Source organism: Bacillus sp. FSL K6-2819 (genome assembly GCF_038008305.1).
GTDB classification, from domain to species: Bacteria; Bacillota; Bacilli; order Bacillales; family Bacillaceae; genus Bacillus; species Bacillus amyloliquefaciens.
In genome coordinates, this window is the sequence record NZ_JBBOYV010000001.1 from 3,517,479 (window position 1) to 3,540,287 (window position 22,809).

Annotated in this window: 25 protein-coding genes; 6 read left to right on the forward strand and 19 right to left on the reverse strand. The window is 47.5% G+C overall.

Going from position 1 to position 22,809, the window contains the following annotated elements; genetic code table 11:
- Window positions 1–14: 14 nt before the first annotated feature.
- The 8 genes from MHH91_RS18360 to MHH91_RS18395 all read right to left on the reverse strand — a co-directional run bounded on the left by MHH91_RS18360 (window position 15) and on the right by MHH91_RS18395 (window position 5,943).
- Window positions 15–272: a YwqI/YxiC family protein gene (locus tag MHH91_RS18360; RefSeq protein ID WP_014471125.1), complete on the reverse strand. Its 258-nt coding sequence runs from the start codon at window positions 270–272 to the stop codon at window positions 15–17.
- Window positions 272–706 (reverse strand): YwqH-like family protein, encoded by a 435-nt coding sequence (locus tag MHH91_RS18365; RefSeq protein WP_014471126.1) that lies wholly within the window; start codon window positions 704–706, stop codon window positions 272–274. Before MHH91_RS18365 ends, MHH91_RS18360 begins: the two co-directional genes overlap by 1 nt.
- Window positions 707–983: 277 nt before the next feature.
- Window positions 984–1,772: a YwqG family protein gene (locus MHH91_RS18370; RefSeq protein WP_014471127.1), complete on the reverse strand. Its 789-nt coding sequence runs from the start codon at window positions 1,770–1,772 to the stop codon at window positions 984–986.
- A gap of 64 nt (window positions 1,773–1,836) precedes the next feature.
- Window positions 1,837–3,162, reverse strand: coding sequence for a UDP-glucose dehydrogenase family protein (locus MHH91_RS18375; protein ID WP_014471128.1), 1,326 nt, complete (start codon window positions 3,160–3,162; stop codon window positions 1,837–1,839).
- A gap of 199 nt (window positions 3,163–3,361) precedes the next feature.
- Window positions 3,362–4,126 (reverse strand): tyrosine-protein phosphatase, encoded by a 765-nt coding sequence (locus tag MHH91_RS18380; protein ID WP_014471131.1) that lies wholly within the window; start codon window positions 4,124–4,126, stop codon window positions 3,362–3,364.
- A 45-nt stretch (window positions 4,127–4,171) separates the two neighbouring features.
- The gene (locus tag MHH91_RS18385) at window positions 4,172–4,861 is read right to left on the reverse strand and encodes a CpsD/CapB family tyrosine-protein kinase (protein WP_013353863.1); all 690 of its coding nucleotides are present in this window, start codon (window positions 4,859–4,861) and stop codon (window positions 4,172–4,174) included.
- Window positions 4,848–5,594: a YveK family protein gene (locus tag MHH91_RS18390; RefSeq protein WP_014471133.1), complete on the reverse strand. Its 747-nt coding sequence runs from the start codon at window positions 5,592–5,594 to the stop codon at window positions 4,848–4,850. Before MHH91_RS18390 ends, MHH91_RS18385 begins: the two co-directional genes overlap by 14 nt.
- Window positions 5,595–5,799: 205 nt before the next feature.
- Window positions 5,800–5,943, reverse strand: a complete 144-nt coding sequence (locus MHH91_RS18395; protein ID WP_014471134.1) for a hypothetical protein — start codon at window positions 5,941–5,943, stop codon at window positions 5,800–5,802.
- 203 nt (window positions 5,944–6,146) lie between these two features.
- Here MHH91_RS18395 and MHH91_RS18400 point away from each other — a divergent pair, with 203 nt between their 5' ends.
- Together MHH91_RS18400 and MHH91_RS18405 are read left to right on the forward strand one after the other, a co-directional pair.
- Window positions 6,147–7,757 (forward strand): SWIM zinc finger family protein, encoded by a 1,611-nt coding sequence (locus MHH91_RS18400; protein ID WP_014471135.1) that lies wholly within the window; start codon window positions 6,147–6,149, stop codon window positions 7,755–7,757.
- The gene (locus tag MHH91_RS18405; protein WP_014471136.1) at window positions 7,744–10,518 is read left to right on the forward strand and encodes a DEAD/DEAH box helicase; all 2,775 of its coding nucleotides are present in this window, start codon (window positions 7,744–7,746) and stop codon (window positions 10,516–10,518) included. Before MHH91_RS18400 ends, MHH91_RS18405 begins: the two co-directional genes overlap by 14 nt.
- A gap of 112 nt (window positions 10,519–10,630) precedes the next feature.
- Here the strand turns inward: MHH91_RS18405 and MHH91_RS18410 are convergent, their stop codons facing one another.
- From MHH91_RS18410 to MHH91_RS18425, 4 genes are all read right to left on the reverse strand, one after another.
- Window positions 10,631–11,488: a Cof-type HAD-IIB family hydrolase gene (locus MHH91_RS18410; RefSeq protein ID WP_014471137.1), complete on the reverse strand. Its 858-nt coding sequence runs from the start codon at window positions 11,486–11,488 to the stop codon at window positions 10,631–10,633.
- Entirely contained in the window at window positions 11,485–12,267 is a 783-nt protein-coding gene (locus MHH91_RS18415) for a DeoR/GlpR family DNA-binding transcription regulator (protein ID WP_013353869.1), read from the reverse strand. The genes MHH91_RS18410 and MHH91_RS18415 overlap by 4 nt, the downstream gene beginning before the upstream one ends.
- Before the next feature lie 208 nt (window positions 12,268–12,475).
- On the reverse strand, window positions 12,476–12,817 hold the full coding sequence (ssb, locus tag MHH91_RS18420) for a single-stranded DNA-binding protein (protein WP_013353870.1): 342 nt from the start codon (window positions 12,815–12,817) through the stop codon (window positions 12,476–12,478).
- Between the two features lie 96 nt (window positions 12,818–12,913).
- Window positions 12,914–13,264, reverse strand: a complete 351-nt coding sequence (locus tag MHH91_RS18425; protein ID WP_013353871.1) for a hypothetical protein — start codon at window positions 13,262–13,264, stop codon at window positions 12,914–12,916.
- 171 nt (window positions 13,265–13,435) lie between these two features.
- Here MHH91_RS18425 and MHH91_RS18430 point away from each other — a divergent pair, with 171 nt between their 5' ends.
- Complete coding sequence (locus MHH91_RS18430) at window positions 13,436–13,846, forward strand: YwpF-like family protein (RefSeq protein WP_013353872.1); 411 nt, start codon at window positions 13,436–13,438, stop codon at window positions 13,844–13,846.
- A gap of 45 nt (window positions 13,847–13,891) precedes the next feature.
- Here the strand turns inward: MHH91_RS18430 and mscL are convergent, their stop codons facing one another.
- Window positions 13,892–14,287 (reverse strand): large conductance mechanosensitive channel protein MscL, encoded by a 396-nt coding sequence (gene mscL, locus MHH91_RS18435; protein WP_013353873.1) that lies wholly within the window; start codon window positions 14,285–14,287, stop codon window positions 13,892–13,894.
- 55 nt (window positions 14,288–14,342) lie between these two features.
- Entirely contained in the window at window positions 14,343–14,768 is a 426-nt protein-coding gene (gene fabZ / locus MHH91_RS18440; protein WP_003151242.1) for a 3-hydroxyacyl-ACP dehydratase FabZ, read from the reverse strand.
- A 194-nt stretch (window positions 14,769–14,962) separates the two neighbouring features.
- Here fabZ and MHH91_RS18445 point away from each other — a divergent pair, with 194 nt between their 5' ends.
- On the forward strand, window positions 14,963–16,027 hold the full coding sequence (locus tag MHH91_RS18445; protein WP_014472331.1) for a tetratricopeptide repeat protein: 1,065 nt from the start codon (window positions 14,963–14,965) through the stop codon (window positions 16,025–16,027).
- Window positions 16,028–16,044: 17 nt separating this feature from the next.
- Here the strand turns inward: MHH91_RS18445 and MHH91_RS18450 are convergent, their stop codons facing one another.
- The 4 genes from MHH91_RS18450 to spoIIID all read right to left on the reverse strand — a co-directional run bounded on the left by MHH91_RS18450 (window position 16,045) and on the right by spoIIID (window position 19,301).
- Window positions 16,045–16,866, reverse strand: a complete 822-nt coding sequence (locus MHH91_RS18450) for a flagellar hook-basal body protein (RefSeq protein WP_013353875.1) — start codon at window positions 16,864–16,866, stop codon at window positions 16,045–16,047.
- 24 nt (window positions 16,867–16,890) lie between these two features.
- Window positions 16,891–17,688, reverse strand: coding sequence for a flagellar hook-basal body protein (locus tag MHH91_RS18455; RefSeq protein WP_013353876.1), 798 nt, complete (start codon window positions 17,686–17,688; stop codon window positions 16,891–16,893).
- Between the two features lie 150 nt (window positions 17,689–17,838).
- The gene (mbl, locus tag MHH91_RS18460) at window positions 17,839–18,840 is read right to left on the reverse strand and encodes a cell shape-determining protein Mbl (protein ID WP_003151237.1); all 1,002 of its coding nucleotides are present in this window, start codon (window positions 18,838–18,840) and stop codon (window positions 17,839–17,841) included.
- Between the two features lie 179 nt (window positions 18,841–19,019).
- On the reverse strand, window positions 19,020–19,301 hold the full coding sequence (gene spoIIID / locus MHH91_RS18465; protein WP_003151236.1) for a sporulation transcriptional regulator SpoIIID: 282 nt from the start codon (window positions 19,299–19,301) through the stop codon (window positions 19,020–19,022).
- A 333-nt stretch (window positions 19,302–19,634) separates the two neighbouring features.
- Between spoIIID and MHH91_RS18470 the strand changes: the two genes are divergently transcribed.
- Together MHH91_RS18470 and MHH91_RS18475 are read left to right on the forward strand one after the other, a co-directional pair.
- Window positions 19,635–20,051 (forward strand): MarR family winged helix-turn-helix transcriptional regulator, encoded by a 417-nt coding sequence (locus tag MHH91_RS18470; protein WP_013353877.1) that lies wholly within the window; start codon window positions 19,635–19,637, stop codon window positions 20,049–20,051.
- A 21-nt stretch (window positions 20,052–20,072) separates the two neighbouring features.
- The gene (locus tag MHH91_RS18475) at window positions 20,073–21,269 is read left to right on the forward strand and encodes an MFS transporter (protein WP_013353878.1); all 1,197 of its coding nucleotides are present in this window, start codon (window positions 20,073–20,075) and stop codon (window positions 21,267–21,269) included.
- A gap of 36 nt (window positions 21,270–21,305) precedes the next feature.
- Here MHH91_RS18475 and MHH91_RS18480 read toward each other — a convergent pair whose 3' ends face one another.
- Window positions 21,306–22,760, reverse strand: coding sequence for an NCS1 family nucleobase:cation symporter-1 (locus MHH91_RS18480; RefSeq protein ID WP_013353879.1), 1,455 nt, complete (start codon window positions 22,758–22,760; stop codon window positions 21,306–21,308).
- Window positions 22,761–22,809 lie beyond the last annotated feature (49 nt).

Here is a 22,809-nt window from a genome sequence, read left to right on the forward strand (position 1 = left end):
AGTCCTTTCTTTCGTTATTTTACGGCGATCGCCTCGTCCTGTTCTTTCAGGGAGTCTACGTTGTCTTTTACGTCCGCGATATTCTTATGAACGGCTTGCTTATATTCGCTGATCATGGATACAAGCTTTGCCTCGCGGGATTCATACTTGGAGGTATAGTCGAGTCTGTTTTTTCCGTTTGAACCGGCGCTCCCGATAGAAACAGCCTCCAAAGCGCTGCTGACGGATTCAAGCTGCTTCATGACGGCTCCGTATTTGAGTTTTATTTCCATTAAAACCAACTCCAGCTTCTTTTGATTGATTGTATTTTGTCTCCTACTGCGTCAAGGGCTTCTTCTCCAAGCGTCAGCAGGTGCTCTGCCTCTCTCGCGATGCTTCTGGCGGCAAGGAGCCCTCCTTTTTCAATTTCAAGCTGTGTCATCTTCAAGCCGATTCGATACATATACCCGTCGTATTTATCTGTGACGATTCTGTATGCTTCTGTATGGGCCTGATCGCGCTTGTCATCAAATTCTTCAGCGAAAGTGCCGGTCCAATGATGATCCAAGTGCGGTCTGAGGATGTCTTTGATTTCAGACATGGCCTCTTCCTGCAGAGATTCTATCTCTCTCTTCGCTTCTTTTAATTTTTCAATTTGGTGTTCGATCTCGCCCAGTTTATGGCTGATTGTGCTGTTAATATGGCTTAATGTGCTTGAATGGCTCATCTGTTTTCACCTCGTCTTACGCAAAAAGTCGTACAAAAAGCACAGACTTTTCCATACTATATTTCCATATATTATATTTTAAAATAGACAGAAAGCGGCTTAAATAGGTTAAATGACTTATTTTCAACAGCCAAAGCGCTCACCATTAACGCCAAAAGACTCACATACCCGGCATATCCGTTCACAGATCTCCTCTATATATCCATGATAAATTCCCTAAAAAAAGGAGACAGATTTAACCGTCTCCTTTGCCGTATATGATGATCAAAATGTTCGGTTAACTGCAGTCCCAGTTGTACAAAACATTTGAGAAATCTTTTTTCTTCAAGTCTTCCGGTCTGATAAAGAAATTGGCGATTCCGACATCTCCCCACATCGAATCAATGTCATCGTCTGAATCAATTTGCAGCAGCAGAATCGCATGGTCCTGATGAGAATAAGACCGCGGATCTTCCTGGGTAAAGGACGCATATCCGCCTATTTTATGGCCGAATGCGCTTGCCGTATATTCGTCATACACCTCGTCGTCAAACTGCTCGAAATAGTCGAAGGCATCCATCCCGGCATACTGCCTGAATTGAAAATCAGACGGGAGCACCCATTCAGCAGACAGTTCAGGGGTGATCAGCGCTTCGGATTGAATCGGAAAATTGTACTCATCCTCAGCCTGAACGAAAGAAAAATCATCCATGAGCTCCGTTTCTTGCTCTGTCACGCGCTCAAAATATTTGACACAGAAACCCGTTTGCGCGCACCCGTCGTCAAAATTCAGACCGTATACGTCATCACTGACCGATATGTAAAACTGAAGAATACCTGCATCCGGAAAATCAGGCAGTCCGGGCATGTCCGCAAAATTGATCTGGGCGAGGAGCTTCATCGGCCTGCCGCTTTCATCTTCAGGATACGGCTCATGTTTCGGATAATAGGGATCTCCGGCGATTTTACTGTCATACCGTCCCGTTTCAGCTTTTTTGACGTGCAGTTTGATAAAAGGCCTCGATGACGTTTCCAGCAGGCCGCGGGATGATTCCATTTGTTTCGGCAAATGCCATGTTTTTTCCACGATTGATGCCCCCTTCGTTTCTAAATAATTGCATAATAAAAGACCGGCGCGGATTGCCGGCCTTTCAAGTGACAGAATCAGTCTGAGGCACGACCGCTCTTCTTCCGATTGAGATATATTCCACGCCCGCCTGTTCGGCTTCCTCAAGCGGGTGGCAGTTTCTCCCGTCGAAAATAACCGGGGTTTCCATCAGCTCTTTGTAGGCTTCAAGCGGGAAATGCTTAATATGTTCCCAGTCTGTCAAAATCAGGACGGCATCCGCTCCTCTGACGGCTGATTCTATGGAGTCCCGGTAAGAAACCGTATCCGGAAGCAGCTCGGAAGCCCGGAATGAAGCGATCGGATCGTACGCTGTAATCCGGGCGTCAAGAGCAGCCAGACGATCCGCAATGACAATGGACGGCGCATCCCGCATATCATCCGTATTCGGCTTAAAAGACAGCCCTAATAAGGCTATGGTTTTTCCCGTGACGCCGCCGAGACGATTCAGCACTTTATCAACCAGCATAGACTGCTGGTTATTGTTGACTTTAATGACGGACTTCAGCAATTCAAAATCATGCTCCACATGTCCGGCGATCTGCACGAGGGCGTTTGTATCCTTCGGAAAGCAGGATCCGCCGTAGCCGATGCCGGCTCTTAAGAATTGATTGCCGATCCGTTTATCCAATCCCATTCCGTGTGCGACTGATTCCACATCCGCACCGACTTTTTCGCATATATGAGAAATTTCATTAATAAAACTGATTTTTGCCGCTAAAAAAGCGTTTGACGCATATTTGATCATCTCAGCGCTTCTGATATCCGTATGATAAACCGGAATGGCAAGCGGCGCGAAAACCCGGTCAAGCGTTTCCCGCGTTTGCCGGTCTTCAGTCCCGATCACGATGCGGTCGCCGTGAAAGGTATCGTGAATCGCCGAACCCTCACGCAGAAATTCCGGATTCGAGGCGATCGAAATGTTCACGTCCGCCTTCAGCCGTGAATGAATAACCTCGCTGATCCTGTCATTCGTTCCTACGGGAACCGTGCTTTTTGTCACGACGATCACGTCTTTTGAAATATGTTCGGCAATCATTTCAGCGACATTTTCAATATAAGTAAGGTTTGCATGCCCGTCTTCTTTTTGCGGCGTTCCAACCGCTATAAAGATAACGTCTGCTTCCGCAAGCCCTTTTTCGTAGCTCGTTTCAAAGGCCAGCCGATACCGGCCGATATTTCGTTTCATCATATCTTCAAGACCCGGTTCAAAGATAGGGGACATTCCCTTTCTCATCTGCTCAACCTTACGTTCGTCAATATCTATGCATGTTACGTCATGGCCGATTTCTGAAAGAGACACTCCTGTCACAAGACCGACGTAGCCTGTTCCGATCACTGTTATTTTCATCGTGTTCCCCCAACCGTTTAGAAATTGCTGCTGGGCAGCTTACCGTTATTATCATATGACCCCGGCGCCGGCAGAATGCCGGAAGCCTGCGGATTTGAAGGGAAAAAACGGCGCCGGCCGCTGATAATAGCATAAGCATAAAAGGATCATCTTGCAAAACAGCCGCTTACGCCTCATTTAAACGGGATGGAGACGACGATTAAAAAAGACCCCAGCGCTTACGGCGGGCCACAGGCAGCGGAGGTTCCTTATAAACGGCTTTGTTTTCAACAAGAAGCGCCGCGTTTTCCGTAAGCATGTAAATCAGCTCCGCCCCGGCTTCTTTTTTCAGAATGCCGAGCGCCTCCTGATAATAAAAATTTCTCGATCCGAGATTATGGGCGTCAGATGCGAGAAAGTGGATCAAATTCGCTTCAATAAGCTGCAGCGAAAAGGACTTCGCTTTCCGCCCGAATGCCCCGGCAATGCAGCTGGCCGTCACTTGGGCAGCCGCGCCTTTCTTCACGAGACTGTAAAGGACGGATGGGTTTTCGCGGATTTCTCTGTTCCGCTCCGGATGGGCGATGACGGGGACATATCCGTTCAGCTGCAATTCATAAAATAACCTTTCAGCGTAGGCCGGGACATGATCCGCCGGAAACTCCGCCAGCACATACTTTGTATCATGGAGCGGGACAAGCAAGCCGTTTTGAAGACCTGCCAGCAGACCTCCGTCTGTTCTGATTTCCTGGCCGGGCAGAACGGTCAGCGGAATGCCTTCCTTATTCAAACGTTTGTTTAACAGTCTGACCGCTTCTTTGACCGTATGCCGGTCAGTGTCATAGCGGTATTTCATGTGATGCGGTGTCGCGATGATCGTATCAATCCCCTGTCTGACCGCTTCTCTCGCCATCTTGAGGCTTTCTGTATCATCCGCAGCGCCGTCGTCTATGGAAGGAAGGATGTGACAATGGATATCTATCATATTACAATCCCTCCTTAAAAAGAATGGACCGCGCCCATTATGACATTATTGTCCATAATAAGCGTAGTCCGAGTGTTTCGTTTGTCTCTTCCCGTTCATGACGGCCCCAAGGAGCTTGCACGGGCAGTAATCGAGCGCTTCTTTCGCCTTGGCCGCTTTTTCCTTGTCCGTTTTCCCGCTTGAGATCACCATAATGGCCCCGTCAGTATAGCTGCCTAATATTTTCGTATCAGCTACGGCCAATACGGGAGGCGTGTCCAAAATCACCTTATCATAAACGTCGGTTGCTTCTGACAGAAGATCCTTCATGGCATCCGTCGATAAAAGCTCCGCCGGATTGGGCGGGATCGGCCCGCTCGTTAAAATATCCAGATTGGCTTCATCAGCCGGTAGAACGGCTTTCTGAAACGGAATCTGTTTTAACAGCAGCGATGTTAAGCCGGTGCCGTTATCCAATTTGAAGGTGAAATGAACCGTCGGTTTGCGCAGATCCGCATCAATTAAAAGCACTTTTTTCCCCTGCTGGGCAAATACGACGGCAAGATTGGCTGCGGTAGTCGATTTTCCTTCTTCCGGACCGGCTGATGTGATCAGAAGAGACTTCACCTCCGTATCAACGGAAGAAAACTCAATGTTTGTGCGGATCGTACGATATTGCTCTGAGTTGATGGACTTCGGCTCTGACATCGTAATCACGCTTCGTTTTGCAAATTTGTCTTTTTTACGCGTCAACATGTCCGCCTCCCGCTTGTTTTGTTTCTGCCATCCTCAAGCCTTTAGCGAGGCTGTCTTTTGTAATGATTGAAGTAACCGTTCCCAAGACCGGGATGCCGAGCACCGATTCCAGCTGTTCTTCCGATTTGATCGTATTATCCAAATGTTCCAGCAAAAAGGCGAGACCGATCCCGCCCAAAAGTCCGGCGGCAAACGCAATCGCGATATTCAGCTTACGGTTAGGCTCTACGGGTGACGGGCTGTCCGCCGCTTCGGCCTTTGAAAGGATGCTGACATTATCCACATTCATGATGGTTGTGATCTTGTCCTGAAAAACGGCTGCAACCGCATTTGCCATAACGGCTGCCCGCTTTGCATCCGTATCCCGCACGGCGATTGTCACGACTTGTGAATCCTGCTCGCTGGATACCGTGATTTTCGATTCCAGTTCTTTCGAAGTCATTGACAGTTTCAGCTGTTTAATTACTTCGTCGAGAATGACCGGGCTTTTGATGATGACATTATACGTGTTGATTAATTGGAGGTTGGTTTGAACGTCATTGAATTGGACTTCTTTTTGGTTGTTTTTGGATTGACTGACCAAAATTTGAGTTGAGTTTTCATAGACCGGCGTAAGAGCGAAGAAACTGATGAGTCCGCCTGCGGCAGCCGCCGCCGCGGTAATGATAAGTATAAACAGCAGACGCTTTCTCAGTATTGCGAATATTTCCTTTATGCTTGTAGATTCTCCCATATAACCTCCATATCGATTCCTATTCCCTCCAATGAACTTTTCCAATTACGATTATACAGCTTTGAACTGTCATTTCTAGCCTTTTCAAATGACAATATTCGACAAAAATAGACAAACACTTCTATTCGGTTTATTTTTGTAAGCGTTTTATACACTGGTTTTACAGGGGCAATAAAAAATCCCGCGGTAAAGAGCCCGCGGGATTTTATGTTGCATATCCATTTTTAATATGAGAAATCAAATTCTCAAGCATTTCTTTTGTGGTCATCTCAGAGGACTGCTCACCGATGTCGTGCGCATGCATTAAAATCTTCAGAAACTCCTCTTGATCTAACTTCGTTTTCTTCATCATTCGTTTCCTTTCGGCTTCCATTAAATTGAAAACAAGATTATTATATGCTGTCGGGTGCTGTTTTGCAATCTCTAATACATCATTCGACACACTCGGGTTTTTATGTCCTTTTTTAGGAAAAACTTTTTCCGAATCATGTGTTGCGATATAATAGAGGAATTGGAATCTTTTTATTTTGTGACTCGTTAGGAGCGATAATCATGCTTCAGAATATGATTGCTAAAGAAGATGTGCTCGCAGCGGCTGAACAGCTTAAAGAACTTCTTCCTTACAATGAAGACAATGTTCAGCTGATGAAGAAGGCACTCATTTTATATCGGCAGGATTCCGTCTATCGTATACAGGTTCAAACCCCGACAGAGATTTCCGCATATGTGCAGGATGTTGTGCCTGTAAGGGTCACGCTGAACTTATTTTTCATGGTGAAAAGCGGCTGCGCATGCCCGTCTGAGACGATCTGCCGCCACGTGCTGGCCGTTTTTCTTTACGTATATGCCCAATTTGACCGGGTCGGTTCCTTTACCGAGCATTGGCTTGAAAGAGAAAAGCTTGAGGAAAGCAGGGAGCTTGTCCGCCGGCAGTTTCAGGAAAAAATGCTGCCGAATGAAGAGTCGCTGTCAAGCTGGCTCGCTTTTTTTGATTCGGAATTCTCGCTGTGGGAAGCGCGGACGCCGGCCGGAAGCCAGACGATGCAGGGGCTATATTACGGCTATTTGTCTGCGCTCAAAAAACACGCCCCGAAAAAACCTGAGCTCAAAAGCTTATATCAGATTCATTCGGCGCTTGCCGTCTGGCTTCACATGTTTACTTTGATTGAGTCAGGCAGATTGGATGCCGAAAAAGATTATTACAGCATCAATCCATATGTGGAACAGCTGATGGATACGATTTACTCCTCCATTGACAGACTGAAAACGTACGCGTTGTCTTTCTCGCTTGATCCCTTTTTGGACCGGACGCCCCCGGTGCTCCGCAAGCTGCTGTTGAAAGAAGAGCTTTTTCAATACGAACGCCTCCGAGTATTCGGCGAAATGTGGAGCGCGCTTTTGAATCGGCCGAAATGGATCGCGCGTGAACAGGAGATTCTCGCACAGGAAAGCCGACGCCGTTTTTCGCCGGAATTGCGGTTCGGACGGCTTCATTTGGCCTTTTTGCAAAAAGATGATACAGCGGTCTTTGAAGATATGTCCCGCTTCCCTCCTGAGGCGCTGCCGTATACCTTTCAATGGCTCGGTGAGCTCACCGCGAAAAAAGACTGGAAACGGCTGAAGACATGGTATGGTCAGATCGAACCTCTTGCCGTGAACTATACGAAGCTTGATAAGCCGTTTAAAGAAATGCGCGACATTATCGGAGAGCTGTTTGTGCTGCTGGCAGATTATGCGCGGCAGTCACGCGATGATCAGCTGTTTGAACGGTTTGCTTCCGGCTGCCTTCCCTATACCTTTACTGAATACAGCCAGTATCTGTACGAAAAACGGCGGTACGCGGAATGGGTGGAGATTCACAGCCTCGTCGGTTTTTCCGTCTGGGAAATCGAAAAGGACATCCTGAAAGAAATTGCCGCCAGCGATCCGGAAGCCCTCATTCCCTCCTATCACCGGGCTGCGGCCTTTTTTATCGACCAAAAAAACCGCAGCGCCTATAAAGAGGCTGCGCGCCATTTGAAAAAACTGCGGACGCTGTATAAAAAGGCAAAAAAACAGCAGGTATGGGAGCGGTATATCAGCCAGCTGAGCGCAAGCTACAAGAGGCTGCGCGCCCTTCAAGAAGAATTGCAGAAAGGAAAGTTGATTGATGGCGAGTCTTAAGGAAATTTTCATTCATGTAGAACAAATGGAAGATTGGACATTTACGCTGTCAAGCCATGATGAGAAAGAGCAGCCGCTCACTCTCAGTCAGATGAAGACTCATTTGTTCCAATGGCATGAGTCCACCTTTTACGGAACGTTTCTTGAAGACGTCAGCTTCATCGGCACTCCGGCCGCTCTGCTCAGCCCGTGGATGACCGTCGAGCTGCTCGGAAAAAACTCGTTCAATTCATTCAGCACCGTGCAGCTGACAAAGGAAACGGAGCCATTAATTGAAGCGGCTTCGACGATATACGAATTTATTGCCGACGGCGATTTTCTTCCGGATTATGAGGCTTGGCAAAATGGCATCCTGCGCTTCAAAGACCGCGAACTGTTGCTGGAAGGATTTACGGCAGACTGGTTCTCGGCCGCGGTACAAGACTACATCCAGTACAATGATGACCTGCACGAAAAATGGCAGCATATCGAAACCCGTTCGCCGGCCGTTCATACATTTAAAGGCTCCTTTTTGGATGAAGATGATTTTCTCGAAGGAATCGGCTGGCATGACGATCTGACGCCGTTTTCCGTCGGCCTGCGATTAAACGAGCCTGATTTCGATGGCGACGACTGGAAAATCGAAATGTTTTTACGTGAGAAAAAAACTGGCGCCATCACCTTTTTCGACGGACTGAAGGGACTGAAAAAAGCGTGGCAGGCATACAGCGGAAAAATCGCGCGCGAGCAGGACCGCTTCCGCAGAACGGTTCCCTGGCTTTCGTTTGATTCGGGAACGACGCTGATTTCTGAAGAAGAGGCATGGATCTTCTTATCGGAAGCAAGTGAGACCCTTGTCGATATGGGCGTGGAGATTCTTCTCCCATCATGGTGGCAGATTGTCCGGGACAGCAATATGATGCTCAAGGCAAAAGTGTCTTCCTCACCGCGGGGCGAATCCTTCGTCGGCATGAACGCCCTGCTTGATTTCAACTGGAGATTCGCCACAAACGGAATTGAGCTGTCAGAGGATGAATTCAATGAGCTTGTCGCAAACAACAGGCGTCTCGTCAACATCCGCGGTCAATGGGTGAAAATTGATCCGCAATTTATTAAACAGATGAAAAAACTGATGGAAAAAGCGGAATCAGAAGGCCTTCATATGTCCGATGTATTGGCGCGTGAGCTGATGGATCAGAATGAAGATGGCGGCGAGGACACGGACATCATTGACTCATCGGCATTTGCCGGGATCAAGATCGAATTATCAAAACAGCTCAGAAGCCTGATCCGCAAACTGGCGGATGCCCGGGACCTGCCGGAGCATGAAGTCAGCGCCGCTTTTCAAGGCACGCTCCGCCCTTATCAGATGTACGGCATGAACTGGCTTCTGTTTTTACGGGAGAACGGTTTCGGCGCCTGTCTCGCAGATGACATGGGACTTGGAAAGACGATTCAGATGATCGCCTATTTTCTCCATGTGAAAGAGAGCGGACGGCAAAAAGCGCCTGCCTTAATCATTGCGCCGACATCGGTGCTCGGCAACTGGCAGCGTGAGCTCCAAACCTTTGCGCCGCAGCTGAAGGCCGTGCTCCATTACGGCCCCCGCCGGCCGAAGGAAGAAGCATTTGTCCCCGCCTATCAGGATGCGGATGTCGTGCTTACTTCTTACGGACTCTCACACGCCGATCAGGAAGAGCTTTCTTCCGTGACATGGAGCACCATCTGCCTTGATGAAGCGCAAAATATTAAAAACGCGCATACGAAACAGTCCCGCGCGATCAGAAAGCTGAAAGGCGTGCATCATATCGCGCTGAGCGGAACACCGATGGAAAACCGCCTGACAGAGCTTTGGTCGATCTTTGATTTTATGAACAAAGGCTATCTCGGCAGTCTGACAGGCTTTCATAAACGCTATGTGCTGCCGATCGAAAAGGACCGGGACGAAAAAAGAATCAGCCAGCTTCAGCAGTTAATCCGGCCGTTTTTACTGCGCCGGACAAAACGGGATGAAGACGTGGCGCTTAATCTCCCTGACAAGCTTGAAGAAAAAGAGTTCATCCCGCTCTCAGCCGAACAGGCATCCCTTTATGAGCAGCTTGTCAAAGATACATTTGAACATATGGCTTCTCTGACCGGCATGCAGCGGAAAGCGCTGATTCTGAGCATGCTCGGCCGTTTGAAGCAAATATGCGACCATCCCGCGCTCTATTTAAAGGAAGAACAGACAGAGCTGTTAAACGGGAGATCGGTCAAACTGGAAAAGCTGCTGGACTTAATGGCGGCGATCCGCGGCCAGGGAGAAAGCTGCCTCATATTCACCCAATACATTCAGATGGGCAACATGATGAAACGCCTTCTGGAAAAAACATTCGGAGAACCGGTTCAGTTTTTAAACGGAAGCCTGTCCAAGCAGGAACGCGATTCTCTCGTGGAGCGGTTCCAGAAGAAAGAATACCCGACCTTGATTTTGTCACTGAAAGCGGGCGGAACCGGCCTGAACCTCACCGCTGCCAATCACGTCATTCACTATGACAGATGGTGGAATCCTGCTGTGGAAAACCAGGCGACCGACCGCGCCTACCGAATCGGCCAGGAGCGGTTCGTCCACGTTCACAAATTAATTACGACGGGAACGATTGAAGAAAAAATTGACGCCATGCTCGAAACGAAACAAACGCTGAACGATCAGATTATCCAAAGTGAGAATTGGATTACCGAGCTGTCATCCGAGGAGCTTGAAGAATTATTCACCCTCAGCGCATCGGCGCAATCACATTGAACGTAAAAATACCGGCTCTCTTTGCAGAGCCGGTATTTTATGTCGTCCTTACTGTTACGCCGCATTTGCCATGAATGCGTCACGCCAGTCATGAACAGTATCGCCAAATCTTTTACAGTAAATTCCTGATCATATGTGCAACGCCGTTTTGATCATTTGTCAATGTAACGGCGTCTGCGATCTCTTTAATATCTTCTCTCGCATTTCCCATCGCTATGCCTTTTCCGGCCGCCTGAAGCATTGAGTAGTCATTTAAGCTGTCCCCGACCGCGGCGGTTTCAGCCATCGGAATGCCGAGCTTTTGCGCCAGCCGTTTAAGCGCCTGCCCTTTAGAGGCATTTCGCGCTGACAGTTCAAAATTGTGATCGGCAGAGCTGACAAGGGTGATATCTTTCTGATCGCTGAATCGTTCCCAGCCCGCTTTCAGCTTCCGCTCATCAAACGAAAAGCCGAGAATATTGTAAAAATCCAGGCGCTCTTCTTTCTCAAAGAGCTCACGATATGATCGAATGTAAGCAAAACCGGACTGACTGAATTGAACTGAAGCCGCCTGCTCCAAAATAGAAAGATCGGTATCCGGATTGGCGCTTTTCACCCGGTCCATTTCGATTTCGAGCAGCTGCCTGCCCGTTTCAGGCGTATAGATGGCTTTGTTTGTAAACACCTCATAGTAATATTGATTCTCTTCAAGCCAAGACAAAATGCCCCGCGCTCTTGTTTCTTCAATCGCCTCACAATGGTACAGGCTGCCATCAGGAGCGTGAATGGCGGCTCCGTTTGCGCTGATGACCCAGGTTTTTATGCCGAGCGGTTCGAATATGGAGTGCACGTCAAAATGCGCGCGCCCCGTAGAGACCACAATTTCAATTCCGGCTTGCCGGGCTTCCCTTAAAGCCCGCTCGTTTTCATCGCTCACTTGATGGCTGCTGTTCAGCAGTGTGCCGTCCAGATCTATGGCTATCAGTTTCACATGTCCTCATCCTCTTCTTCAGATTCAGTTACAAGCAATTCTACGCCGTGCCGGTCGAGCAGGTCGCAAAAATCCTGATCGGGCAGCCGATCGGTAATAAGCAGATCAATCTCGTGCAGTTCTGCATATTGATAAAAACTCGTACGGCCAAGTTTGGAATGATCGCTCAGCGCAATCACCTGTTCCGCCTGGCGGATCATTTTACGTTTCACCATACCGTCCTCTTCATGCGGTATCGTCAGACCGTTTTCCGAGATGCCGACAACGCCGATCAGCACCTTGTCGGCGTGATAATCCCCCAGTTTTTCTACGACAGAAGCACCGTATAAAAACCGATGTTCCTTTTGGAGCTTTCCGCCGAGCAGATGAATATCAATTCCCTCTTTTGCAGAAAGGATATCGGCCTGATTGATCGAATTTGTAATAACAGTGCAGTCGGTGACATTTAAATGTTCGGCGCAGGCCTGAACGGTTGTGGAGGTATCCAGAATGATCCGGTCTCCTTTATGGATCAGGGAGGCGGCCAGCTTGCCGATTTTGTTTTTCTCTTCAGAAACGGTTAGCAGCCGGCCCGAATAGCCCGGCACTTCCTGATGCACAGACGGCAGAATCGCGCCGCCCCGTGTTCTGATAATCGCCCCGCGCTCTTTCAGCTTTACAAGGTCCCGTCTTGCGGTGTCTCTTGAAATATGAAGCAGCGAACAGATCTGTTCCGCGGTGATCCGCCGATGCTGTTTCAAATATTCCATTATCGCAATCAGTCTTTCTTCTTGATACACGTCCTCATTCCTTTTTTCGTCACTTATCTGTAAGTAATTATAAGTTTTCATTTCAATATATTCAATGTTTTTAAGTGTTTATAAGTGAAATCACTTCTTTTTAACCATTTTTTAGTCCCCGTACAAAAAAACCAGTCTTTCGACTGGCGGATGGGGAGGGGGTATTGCGGGGCCCGCAAAAAGGCGGGAGATAGAGGAAAAAAGCATGCTATTCAGCCAGCGGCTCTTTCCGTTTTTGATCCATAAACCGAACGGTATCAGCCATGACCTCGGTCACATAGACTTTTACGCCGTCTGTCTTTTCATAGCTTCTCGTCTGGATTCTGCCGCTAACACCGACCATTGACCCTTTTTGGCAGTACAGCGCCGTGTTTTCAGCGTTTTTTCTCCAGATGGTGCAGTTGACGAAGTCAGCACCGGTTTCGCCCGACGCGCTTTTAAAATTGCGGCTCACCGCCAAGGTAATATGAGCGACGGGAATGCCCGCTGATGTAAAACGGAGCTCCGGATCTTTCGTCAGCCGTCCGACAAGCATAACGTGGTTAAACAAGCCGTGTCCTCCTCTCTTTTCGCGGCTGGCTTCATTGTAGTACAAGGGCCCCTGGAAGCAAAAAGCGGGAAAAACCGTTATCCGTTTATGCCGCTCTTATGTTTTCGTTTTTCTTTCTGATAAAAAAAACTTTTTCTTTTGACCGCTTATGTAATATGTATTTTTGAGCAGCCGCGAGAAAAGTTTCGTTTTGAGCCAGTCTTTCTCAAACATGCGGACAAACTTTCCGCCATCCCATGCGAACCAGTAAAAACTCAGCTTTTTATCAGACAGTGAAAGCTGAATTTTATACTGTTCCATGCGGTCTTTTGTTTCATATAAAAAAACGACATTCCCGCTTCTGTTAAGATGCACCTCACAATCTTCCTTTTTGGATACTAAGTAGGAATGATCTTCCCGCCTTGTGCCGTCTTCTATATAGATTTCCTTCAGGCGCAATTGATTCATAAGCATCTCTCCATGACCATATTCTTTTACATTATAATGAAAAAATAGAAATGATTAAATGTCGGCCGCCTACAAAGATGATGAAGCATGTCTTACAGCTTTTTCCCGAAAAAAGTAAGATGTGTTATAATAAATGAACGAAAAACATGGACAACAGGGGTGAAAATAGAGATGAAAACATTTAAACTGGTTGATCTGAATGTGGAACGTTTAGATAAAGACGATCAGCCGATTGAACAGTTTCCCCTTTTAGACGGATTGATTATCAATAAAGAAGACGGTGAAAATCATTGGTTAATTGAAGCTCTGGTCCCGGCCGAGCACTTTTCTTTTTTTGACATGCTGATGAAAAGCCAGAAAGAAGCGAAGGTGTTTGTAACGATTACGAAAAAAAGCAACCGTCCCGCCCAGCTGTCGGGAAGCATCAAAAATATCGTCGAGCTGGAAAAGAGTATTCAAGTTTTAATTTACGGTCAGATGGTGTCAAGAAATCACCCCGGATCAGAAAGCATTCTTGAGTCACTCGTGAAAGAAGGCTACTCGGGCAGCCGGCTGATTGAAGCGTTCAAACAAAAATTGTAATCATGAAAAAGGCCGGACATTAATCATCCAGCCTTTTTTTCTATCCTAGTCATTGTATTGAGCCCGCTGTTTCAGCAGATCTCTGATTTCAGTCAGCAGCTCTGTCTGCTGATCTGTTTCTTCGGCTTCTTCCGCCTCTTCCTCTGCTTCTTTTTTACGTCTCAGCTTTCCTATTGTGCGGATCACGATAAAAATAGAAAATGAAATAATAAAGAAGTTCACAATGGTTTGAATGAAGCTTCCGTACTTGATATGGGCGTCGCCGAATGTCACGGCCAGTCCAGAAAAATCAAGACCGCCCAGAAGCAGACCGACAAGCGGCATGATGATATCTTCAACGAGCGACGTCACGATTTTCCCGAAAGCGCCGCCGATGACAACCCCGATTGCCAGATCCATGATATTGCCCCGCATCGCAAAGCTTTTAAATTCAGACCACATTACATTCACCCCTTTCTATACAAAATGGGCTTTTTTAATAAGCCCATTTGTTTTTTTATTCTCCGAGCGCAAAGGTTAATTCAGCTTCACACACGAGCTCGCCGTCAACTTTGGCAACGCCTTTTCCGCGTCCGATCGTACCGCGTGCGCGGGTAATATCAACCTCAAGCTCCAGCTTGTCACCCGGTTTTACCTGCTTTTTGAAACGGCAGTTATCAATCCCCGCAAAAAATGCGAGTCTGCCCCGGTTTTCTTCTTTAATCAGCATCGCAACCGCTCCGACCTGCGCCAAAGCCTCCACGATTAATACGCCCGGCATCACAGGGTATTCAGGAAAATGTCCGTTAAAAAAGTCTTCATTAGCCGTAACATTTTTATATCCCGCCGCCCGTTTTCCTTCTTCGACTTCCGTAATTCTGTCTACCAGAAGAAACGGATAGCGATGGGGAATAATTTCTTTAATTTGCTGAGTATCAAGCATTCCTTGACATCTCCTTCATCGACAATAGTATGTATAGAAGGTATATGCGGTAACCAATCTGTACATTTGGAAGTATATTATGAATCAATTTCTTTTTCAACTGCGCTGTAAACTGTAACCAGCTGGCAATGAGCCTCGTCCATTAATGTGTTATGATAAATAAAGATTTTTACCCTATGCAAAGAGGTTGGAAGATGATTGCTAAGTTTACTGAAAAACGCACGCTGGTGATGCTGAATGAGTGGTATGACGCCATGGGAAAACGCCAATTCGATCTAGCCCGTTCCCTTCACGAACAAATCAATCAGCATCTCCCCAAATTACAAAGGAATGCAAAGCTCAAACTCAGATATCAGCTGTTTTTCGCGCGGTTCCAGCTGCTGTTTGAGAAAAAAGACGGTCTGAATAAACTGTTCTGCGAGCTGAAGCGGCGCAAAGATGAGATGGATCATGAATTAACTTATTATTTCTATTTTTTCAAAGGGTTATTCCATATGGTGAATGGCACTCCGAACCGTGCGGTCTGCCGCTTTAAAGAAGCTGAACAGTATCTGCCGGCCATCGAGGACCGTTTTGAAGCCGCTGAATTTTATTATAAAACAGCGGGCGCTTATTACATGATGAAGTCGTCTCCGCTTTCCATTCAATATGTCAATAAAGCGCTGGAGATCTATCAAAATGAATTCGGCTACATCAAAAAAGTGCTCAGCTGCCAGCTGCTTCTCGCCGTGAACTACATAGACGAGGCACGGTATGAAGACGCGGAACAGCTCTTCAATGAATCCATAAAAATAACGGATCGGATCAATGACAATAACCTGCTGTGCCACGCCTATTATAATTTTGGATTTTTAAAGACCGCCCAGAAAAAAGATCAAGAGGCGCTCCCTTTTTACAAAAAGGTATTAGGCAATCAGCTTTTCGAGAAGGAGTCTCCCGTTTCCTATCTTCATTGTGTATACGAAGCGGTCAGGTCACTTTTTAAAACCGGGTCTGCCGCAGAAGGACAAACCGTGCTTCAGATAGGATTATACATAGCTGACAAAGTGCAGAACAACATCATGAAGCTGAAGCTGACCGCGCTCAACATACTGTACACCTCTCAGGAGGATCCGTACGACCGGCTGCAGAAGCTTGTGCTGGAGCTGCAAAAAATTGAAGCGTGGGTGGATTTAGAAGTGCTGCTTCAGGATATTACTGATTACTACAAAAAAAAGGGCGATTTTGAGAAAGCCGCATTTTTTATCATGCGCGGCTGATCAAAACGCCCCTTCTTTTATCTGACTGAGTTGATTAAGCCCAGCATTTGGTCTCCCAATGTAATCGTGCGGCTGTTCAGCTGGTAGGAACGCTGAGACACGATTAAGTCGGTCATTTCCTTTGACATATCGACATTTGAATTTTCAAGCGCGCCCTGCTCCATGCCGATTTCCTGCCGTTTTGCGCCGGTAAGCTCTTCAATGGCTGAAGCCCCGGTGCCGTTTACGGAAAACAGATTATCCCCCTCCGCATGGAGCTCCTGAGGGTTATTGACATTAACGATGCCGAGATTAAAAGTCTGCGAACGGGTTCCTGTCTGGTCTGAAGCTGTCAGAGTTCCGGTTTTGCTGATTTTCAGCTTAGTCAGCGAACTGTCAATCTGTATGGGCTGACCGTTCTCATCGAGAATGGGATTGCCTCCCGCTGTCATGAGCTGAAGCAGCCGATCATTTCCGCCGGCCGGCTTGAGGGTGAGTGAGCCGTCCCTTGTATACACCCGCCGTCCGCCCGCTTCTGCCTGGAGGTATTGATAAGGTGATGTGAACGCGATATCAAGGTCACGGTCGGTTTTTTTGATGCTTCCCTGCCCTGAATCCAGCTGCGGCGTCATCATCGCTCCGGCGCCGAGACGCAGGCCGGGCGGTGTTTTCCGCATGTTCGGCGAATTTTCCTTTTTATCATCTATTTGATCATACTGCTGCCTGATCAGCTCGGAAAAGCGGGAGTCCCTCGCTTTATAGCCTGTCGTATCACTGTTTGAAAGGTTGCTGCTGACTGTATCCATCTGCTGCTGAAGCTGATTTAAGGCTGTTGAAGCCGCCAGCATTGATCTGAGCATCATAATTGAACGTCCCCCATTTTGTTACACTTTGCCGATTTCATTTGCGGCTTTATCCATGCTTTTATCGTAAGCCTGAATGACTTTCTGATTGGCTTCAAATGATCTGTATGCTTCCGTCATTTCTGTATACGTGCTCGTCACGTCCACGTTTGAAAGCTCCGAGACGCCTTGCTTTAATGAATACGAAACTTGGGGATTCGCCGCCGCACTCGGCAGTTCAGAGCCGTCGGCCGTGCTGTATAAATCGTTGCCGTCCCGTTTCAGATTGCGCACGTCTTCTTCCATTCTGATGTCAATCCGCCCCGCCTGCCGGCCGTTTGATGTGACCGTTCCGTTTTCTGATACGGTGAATTTTTCATTGTCGACGGTAATCGGCTGTCCGTTTGTTGATAAAACAAGATTTCCGTTTATCGTAAGCTGATTGTTTTGATTTAATGAGAAAGTGCTGCTTTTTGAATAGCGCACGCCTCCCGCGGTCTGAACGGGATAAAACAGCTCGGCGTTTTCGTTCGTTTCAGCATTCTTGGGAACCTGATTTTCCATAAGCGCGATATCCGTCGGCTGATCGGTCGTTTTCAGGCTTCCCTGCGTGAACAATGGTTTCAGCTCCTGCATGTACACGCCTGTGTTGACGGAACCGATTTTCGTTTTTTTGTCGCCTTCGATTCGGCTCAAGAGCATCTCAGGGAAAGCGCGGATCGAGCCTTGATCCTCTTTGTACCCCGATGTGTTCGCGTTTGCGATATTATTTGACAGCATTTCCGTTCTTCTCTGCTGTGTAATCATTGCGGACGTTGCGGTATATAATCCTTTTAACAAGTCTTCCACCTCATTATTTCCGGTTGCCTTACCGGAACATTTGTTCTATAATGAAAATCAGCATTTTTTCTTATTATCGGATTTTCCTTCCCGTTCGTGAAGGGTTTGACAGAAAAAAACCCCATTCTTTTTCAGAATGAGGTTTTATGATCAGCTCAGTTTGCGTTTTGGAAGCTTGTCCATGTTATCAAGCATGACGCCCGTTCCGACCGCAACACAATCCATCGGATTCTCAGCGACAAGAACAGGAACCCTCAGCTCTTCAGCGAGAAGCTGGTCAAGTCCGTTTAACAGCGCTCCGCCGCCGGTAATAATAACGCCGCGGTCGATGATGTCAGCGGACAATTCAGGCGGTGTTCTTTCGAGAACCTGCTTAGCAGCCTGCACAATGACAGCAACTGATTCACGAAGGGCTTCTTCCACTTCTTTGCTGTTTACTGTAATTGTTCTCGGCAGACCGGAAACCATGTCACGGCCGCGAATGGTGATTTCTTCATGACGTGCGTCTGGGAAAACCGTTGCGACCTTCACCTTAATATCTTCAGCGGTACGTTCACCGATCAGCAGTTTGTACTCACGTTTGATATAATTTAAGATTTCCATGTCAAACTTGTCCCCAGCCATCTTAATAGAGGAGGAGGTGACGATATCGCCCATAGAAATAACTGCGATATCTGTCGTACCGCCTCCGATGTCAACAACCATGTTACCGCTTGGCTGGAAGATTTCCATACCCGCGCCGATAGCGGCAACTTTCGGTTCTTCTTCAAGGTACACATGCTTTCCGCCGCTTTTTTCAGCAGCTTCTTTAATCGCTTTTTGCTCAACGGACGTAATATTCGTCGGGCAGCAGATCAGCATGCGCGGTTTTGAGAAAAGTCCTTTTACATTCAGCTTATTAATGAAGTGTTTCAGCATGGCTTCTGTTACTTCGAAGTCTGCGATTACGCCGTCTTTCAGCGGACGGATCGCAACAATATTCCCAGGTGTACGTCCAACCATTCGTCTGGCTTCTTCGCCGACCGCCAGCACTTTGCCGCTGTTTTTATCAAGCGCCACAACGGAAGGCTCATTCAGAACAATTCCTTTTCCTTTTACATGGATCAGTACATTTGCAGTACCGAGGTCAATTCCAATATCCCTTGCAAACATCTATTTATATCCTCCTTGATATCTGTTTCACAGTAAAATATCCACATTGTGCCCTAATTATATATATTATCATAATTTATCAAAAAAAAGCTGCTGAACCATATAAGTTCTTGACAAAATTTTGCGGATATTCGCGAAACGTCCCGGAGGAGAAAAAAGGGGCCGGCAGACGTCAGACGCTACGGCTGCTGAACGGGCTCCCCTTCAAGAATTTCATCCTTTTTGTACTTTAACTTCGTCGCCTCTCCCCCTCTTAAGTGCCTGATGGATTTATGATAATCGAGTATTTCTTTTACTTCATTCGCCAAGTCAGGATTGATTTCAGGCAGGCGCTCTGTCAGATCTTTGTGTACGGTACTTTTGGAAACACCAAACTCTTTCGCAATGACACGAACGGTTTTTTTCGTCTCCACGATATACTTACCAATCTTGATTGTTCGCTCTTTGATGTAATCGTGCACACCACTCGACCTCCCCAGTTGGATGTGAGAAGTGTGAAATGAGATCCGTATTCTGTAACAGATTCACTGATGATGCCGCTTCTTCGTTGTCCGATTATATAAGAAGGTTTTTGAAATATGCCCACGATCCCTCACCTCAAACACTCTCTTTGTTAGGTTTGTAACAGTGTATTAGCAATGAATTGGGAATATGCTAAAAACTCAATAAGGACAAGGGGCGGGATCACAATTTTCTGCTTTTTGAACGTGGGCTTTACATCCGCGCGATCCTGCTGTAGAATAAAAAAGCGCGATTAGTTACTTAGGTAAGTTTTTTTGAAAAGGAGAACGGAAATGATCCACGTCAACAGACGCCTCATTCATCAAATCAATCAATGCGCCCGCCTGATTACGAAGAAAGCCAATGAACGGCTGGAGCCATTCGGCCTTTACTCCTCTCAATGGTCAATCCTATATTGCTTAAAAACGATCGGACCGATGACCCAAAAAGAAATCTGGTCCTATTTGAACGTGGAGGCGCCGACCGTTACCAGAACGATCAAACGCCTTGAAGAAAACGGCTGGATTCAGCGGGAACAGGGAGAAGACAAGCGGGAAAAGCTCGTCGTCCTGACGAAGGAAGCTGAATTGAAATACGACAGCATCAATCAAGAGATGCTGAAGTTCGAGGAAGACATGCTTGCGGATTTCCAAGATGGAGATAAAGAAGCTTTTTCTGAGTTTCTGAATGTGTTTTTAACGAAATCATAAAGAAAGGGAAGTGCTGTACTTTTGAGTAAATCTGACTCGATCTGGACCAAAGATTTTATAATGGTCGTACTCGTGAATTTATTTGTCTTTGTGTTCTTTTATACATTTTTGGCCGTGCTGCCTATTTATATGATTCAGGAGCTTGGCGGCAGTGAGTCGCAAGGAGGGCTTTTGATCAGCCTGTTCCTGTTATCCGCTATTATTACCCGTCCATTTTCAGGGGCGATTATCGAACGGTTCGGTAAAAAAAGAATGACGATTATTTCTCTGGCGCTGTTCGCCCTGTCTTCTTATCTGTATTTGCCGATACACAATTTTTATCTGCTGCTCGGACTGCGTTTCTTCCAGGGCATCTGGTTCAGCATTTTAACGACGGTCACGGGCGCAATTGCCGCTGACATTATACCTGTTAAGCGGCGCGGCGAGGGACTCGGTTATTTCGCAATGTCTATGAACCTTGCCATGGCGATCGGTCCGTTTCTCGGGCTGAGCCTTGTGAAGGTCATTTCATTCCCGGTTTTCTTTACGATTTTTGCCGTTTTTGTTTCTTTAGGCCTGTTAATCGCTTTCATGATTCGTGTGCCGGATCAAAACAACAGCGGAACGACTGTCTTCCGTTTTTCTTTCTCCGATATGTTTGAAAAAGGCGCGCTAAAAATCGCGATTGTCGGGTTGTCCATTTCTTTCTGTTATTCAAGTGTGACGTCATATTTATCCGTTTACGCAAAGACGATCCATCTGTTGGATGTCAGCGGCTATTTCTTCGTCTGTTTCGCAGTGACGATGATGGCTGCCCGTCCTTTCACCGGAAAGCTGTTTGACAGAGTGGGACCTGGAATCGTCATCTATCCGTCGATTATCGTGTTCTCCGCGGGGCTTTGCATGCTGGCGATGACAAACAGCGCCCTCATGCTTCTCTTGTCCGGCGCCGTAATCGGTCTTGGCTACGGCTCTATCGTACCGTGTATGCAGACGCTGGCGATTCAGAACTCGCCCGGCCACCGTTCAGGCTTCGCAACGGCTACCTTCTTCACATTCTTTGACAGCGGGATTGCCGGCGGGTCCTATGTATTCGGCCTCTTTGTCGCTTCCGCCGGATTCCATACGATTTATCTGGCAGCGGGGCTGTTCGTCCTGATTGCCCTGCTTCTGTATGGCTGGAGCCAGAAAAAAAGAACGCCGCTTGAAGCGGACGGAAATGTTTCAATCGCAGACTGATATGACAAAAAGCCGGGGTGCAGCCCCCGGCTTTTTTTATTCTGCCGCTCTTTCCCGCACTATGCGCCCCGCTGATTTTGCATAAGGAGGATGAATGTACATAAGCGTCGTATATCCGAGACATGACACAAGCACACCCGCAAACCAGGAGATATCATAGATGCCGGCCAGCGCCGGGACGTACATCCCGATTAAGGAAATAAATGCGCCGAGAAAGGTCGCGGCAAATGCACGGTAATTATAGCCTTTGTAATAGGTGTACTGTCCGTTTTCCGAATAAAGGTCATCAACGGAAAGCTGTCTTCTTCTGATAATAAAATAATCGGCCATCATCACTCCGGCCACCGGTCCGAGCATCCCGCCGATGAGTCCGAGAAACGCATATACATTTGTGGCGCTTTCCATCAGCTTCCACGGAATTGTGAACAGGGCCAAAACGGCGGTCAAGTACCCTCCTCTCTTGAACGTAATATATTTCGGCAGGGCATTCGCCAAGTCATAAGCCGGTGACACGATGTTTGCCGCCACGTTAACCGAAACGGCGGCGATGCAGAGCGTGATGACTGAAAGAGCGATAACGAAAGGATTATCAAACCGGGCCAAAATCTCCACCACATCCCAAATCGGTTCTCCGAACGCCACCTGTGATCCGGAAGTCACTGTAATGCTCGCAAACGCAAACAGCGCAAACGTTCCCGGCAGCCCGTAAAACTGACCGCGAATCTGTTCTTTTTGCGACGCGGCGAACCGGGTGAAGTCAGGGATATTCAGAATCAGCGTCGCCCATATTCCGATAATGCCCGTCACTCCGGCTGCAAATGGCCAAAACGTTTCAGAAAAGGTATGGAATTTTCCCGGCTGGGAGTAAATCGGGCCAAGCCCGCCGGCAATATCTATCGCCCACCAGACCATTCCGCCGAATACAAGATAAACAAGCGGGCCCGCCCACACTTCAAATTTTTTGATCGATTCCATGCCGTGCCGCAGCACAAGCAGGTGAATGCCCCAAAAGAAAATAAACGACAGAAAGCCCGGCAGATGAAGTCCGAACAAATTCCAATCTCCGCCGAGACTCCCCCAGCCCGGCCATATATTCAGAAGCAGGATATGTAAAGCCGTGCTCCCGGCAAATGTTTGAATTCCGAGCCACATGATGGCCGTAAACGCCCTGAGAAGCGCCGGAATGTTAGCGCCGTATATCCCGTACGAAGCTCTGATGATGACCGGAAACGGGAGGCCGTATTTCGTACCGGCATGCCCGTTTAAAGCCATAGCGGCAAACAAAATGAGTGACGCTGTCACGATAATGGCGAGCACCTGCCACGGTGAAAGACCGATCGCAATGAGTCCGCCCACAGTCGCATAGGTCGGGATGTTATGAATACAGCCCATCCAGATGGATGCAAAATTCACCGCTTTCCACGTCCGTTCTCCTTCCTCCACAGGCAGTAAATCTTTGTTGCTGAGCCGATTGTTCGTTGTTTTTTTCATCTTCTCCCTCCCGTATGTACGGTTTCCTCACATTTCATGTTAAAAATAT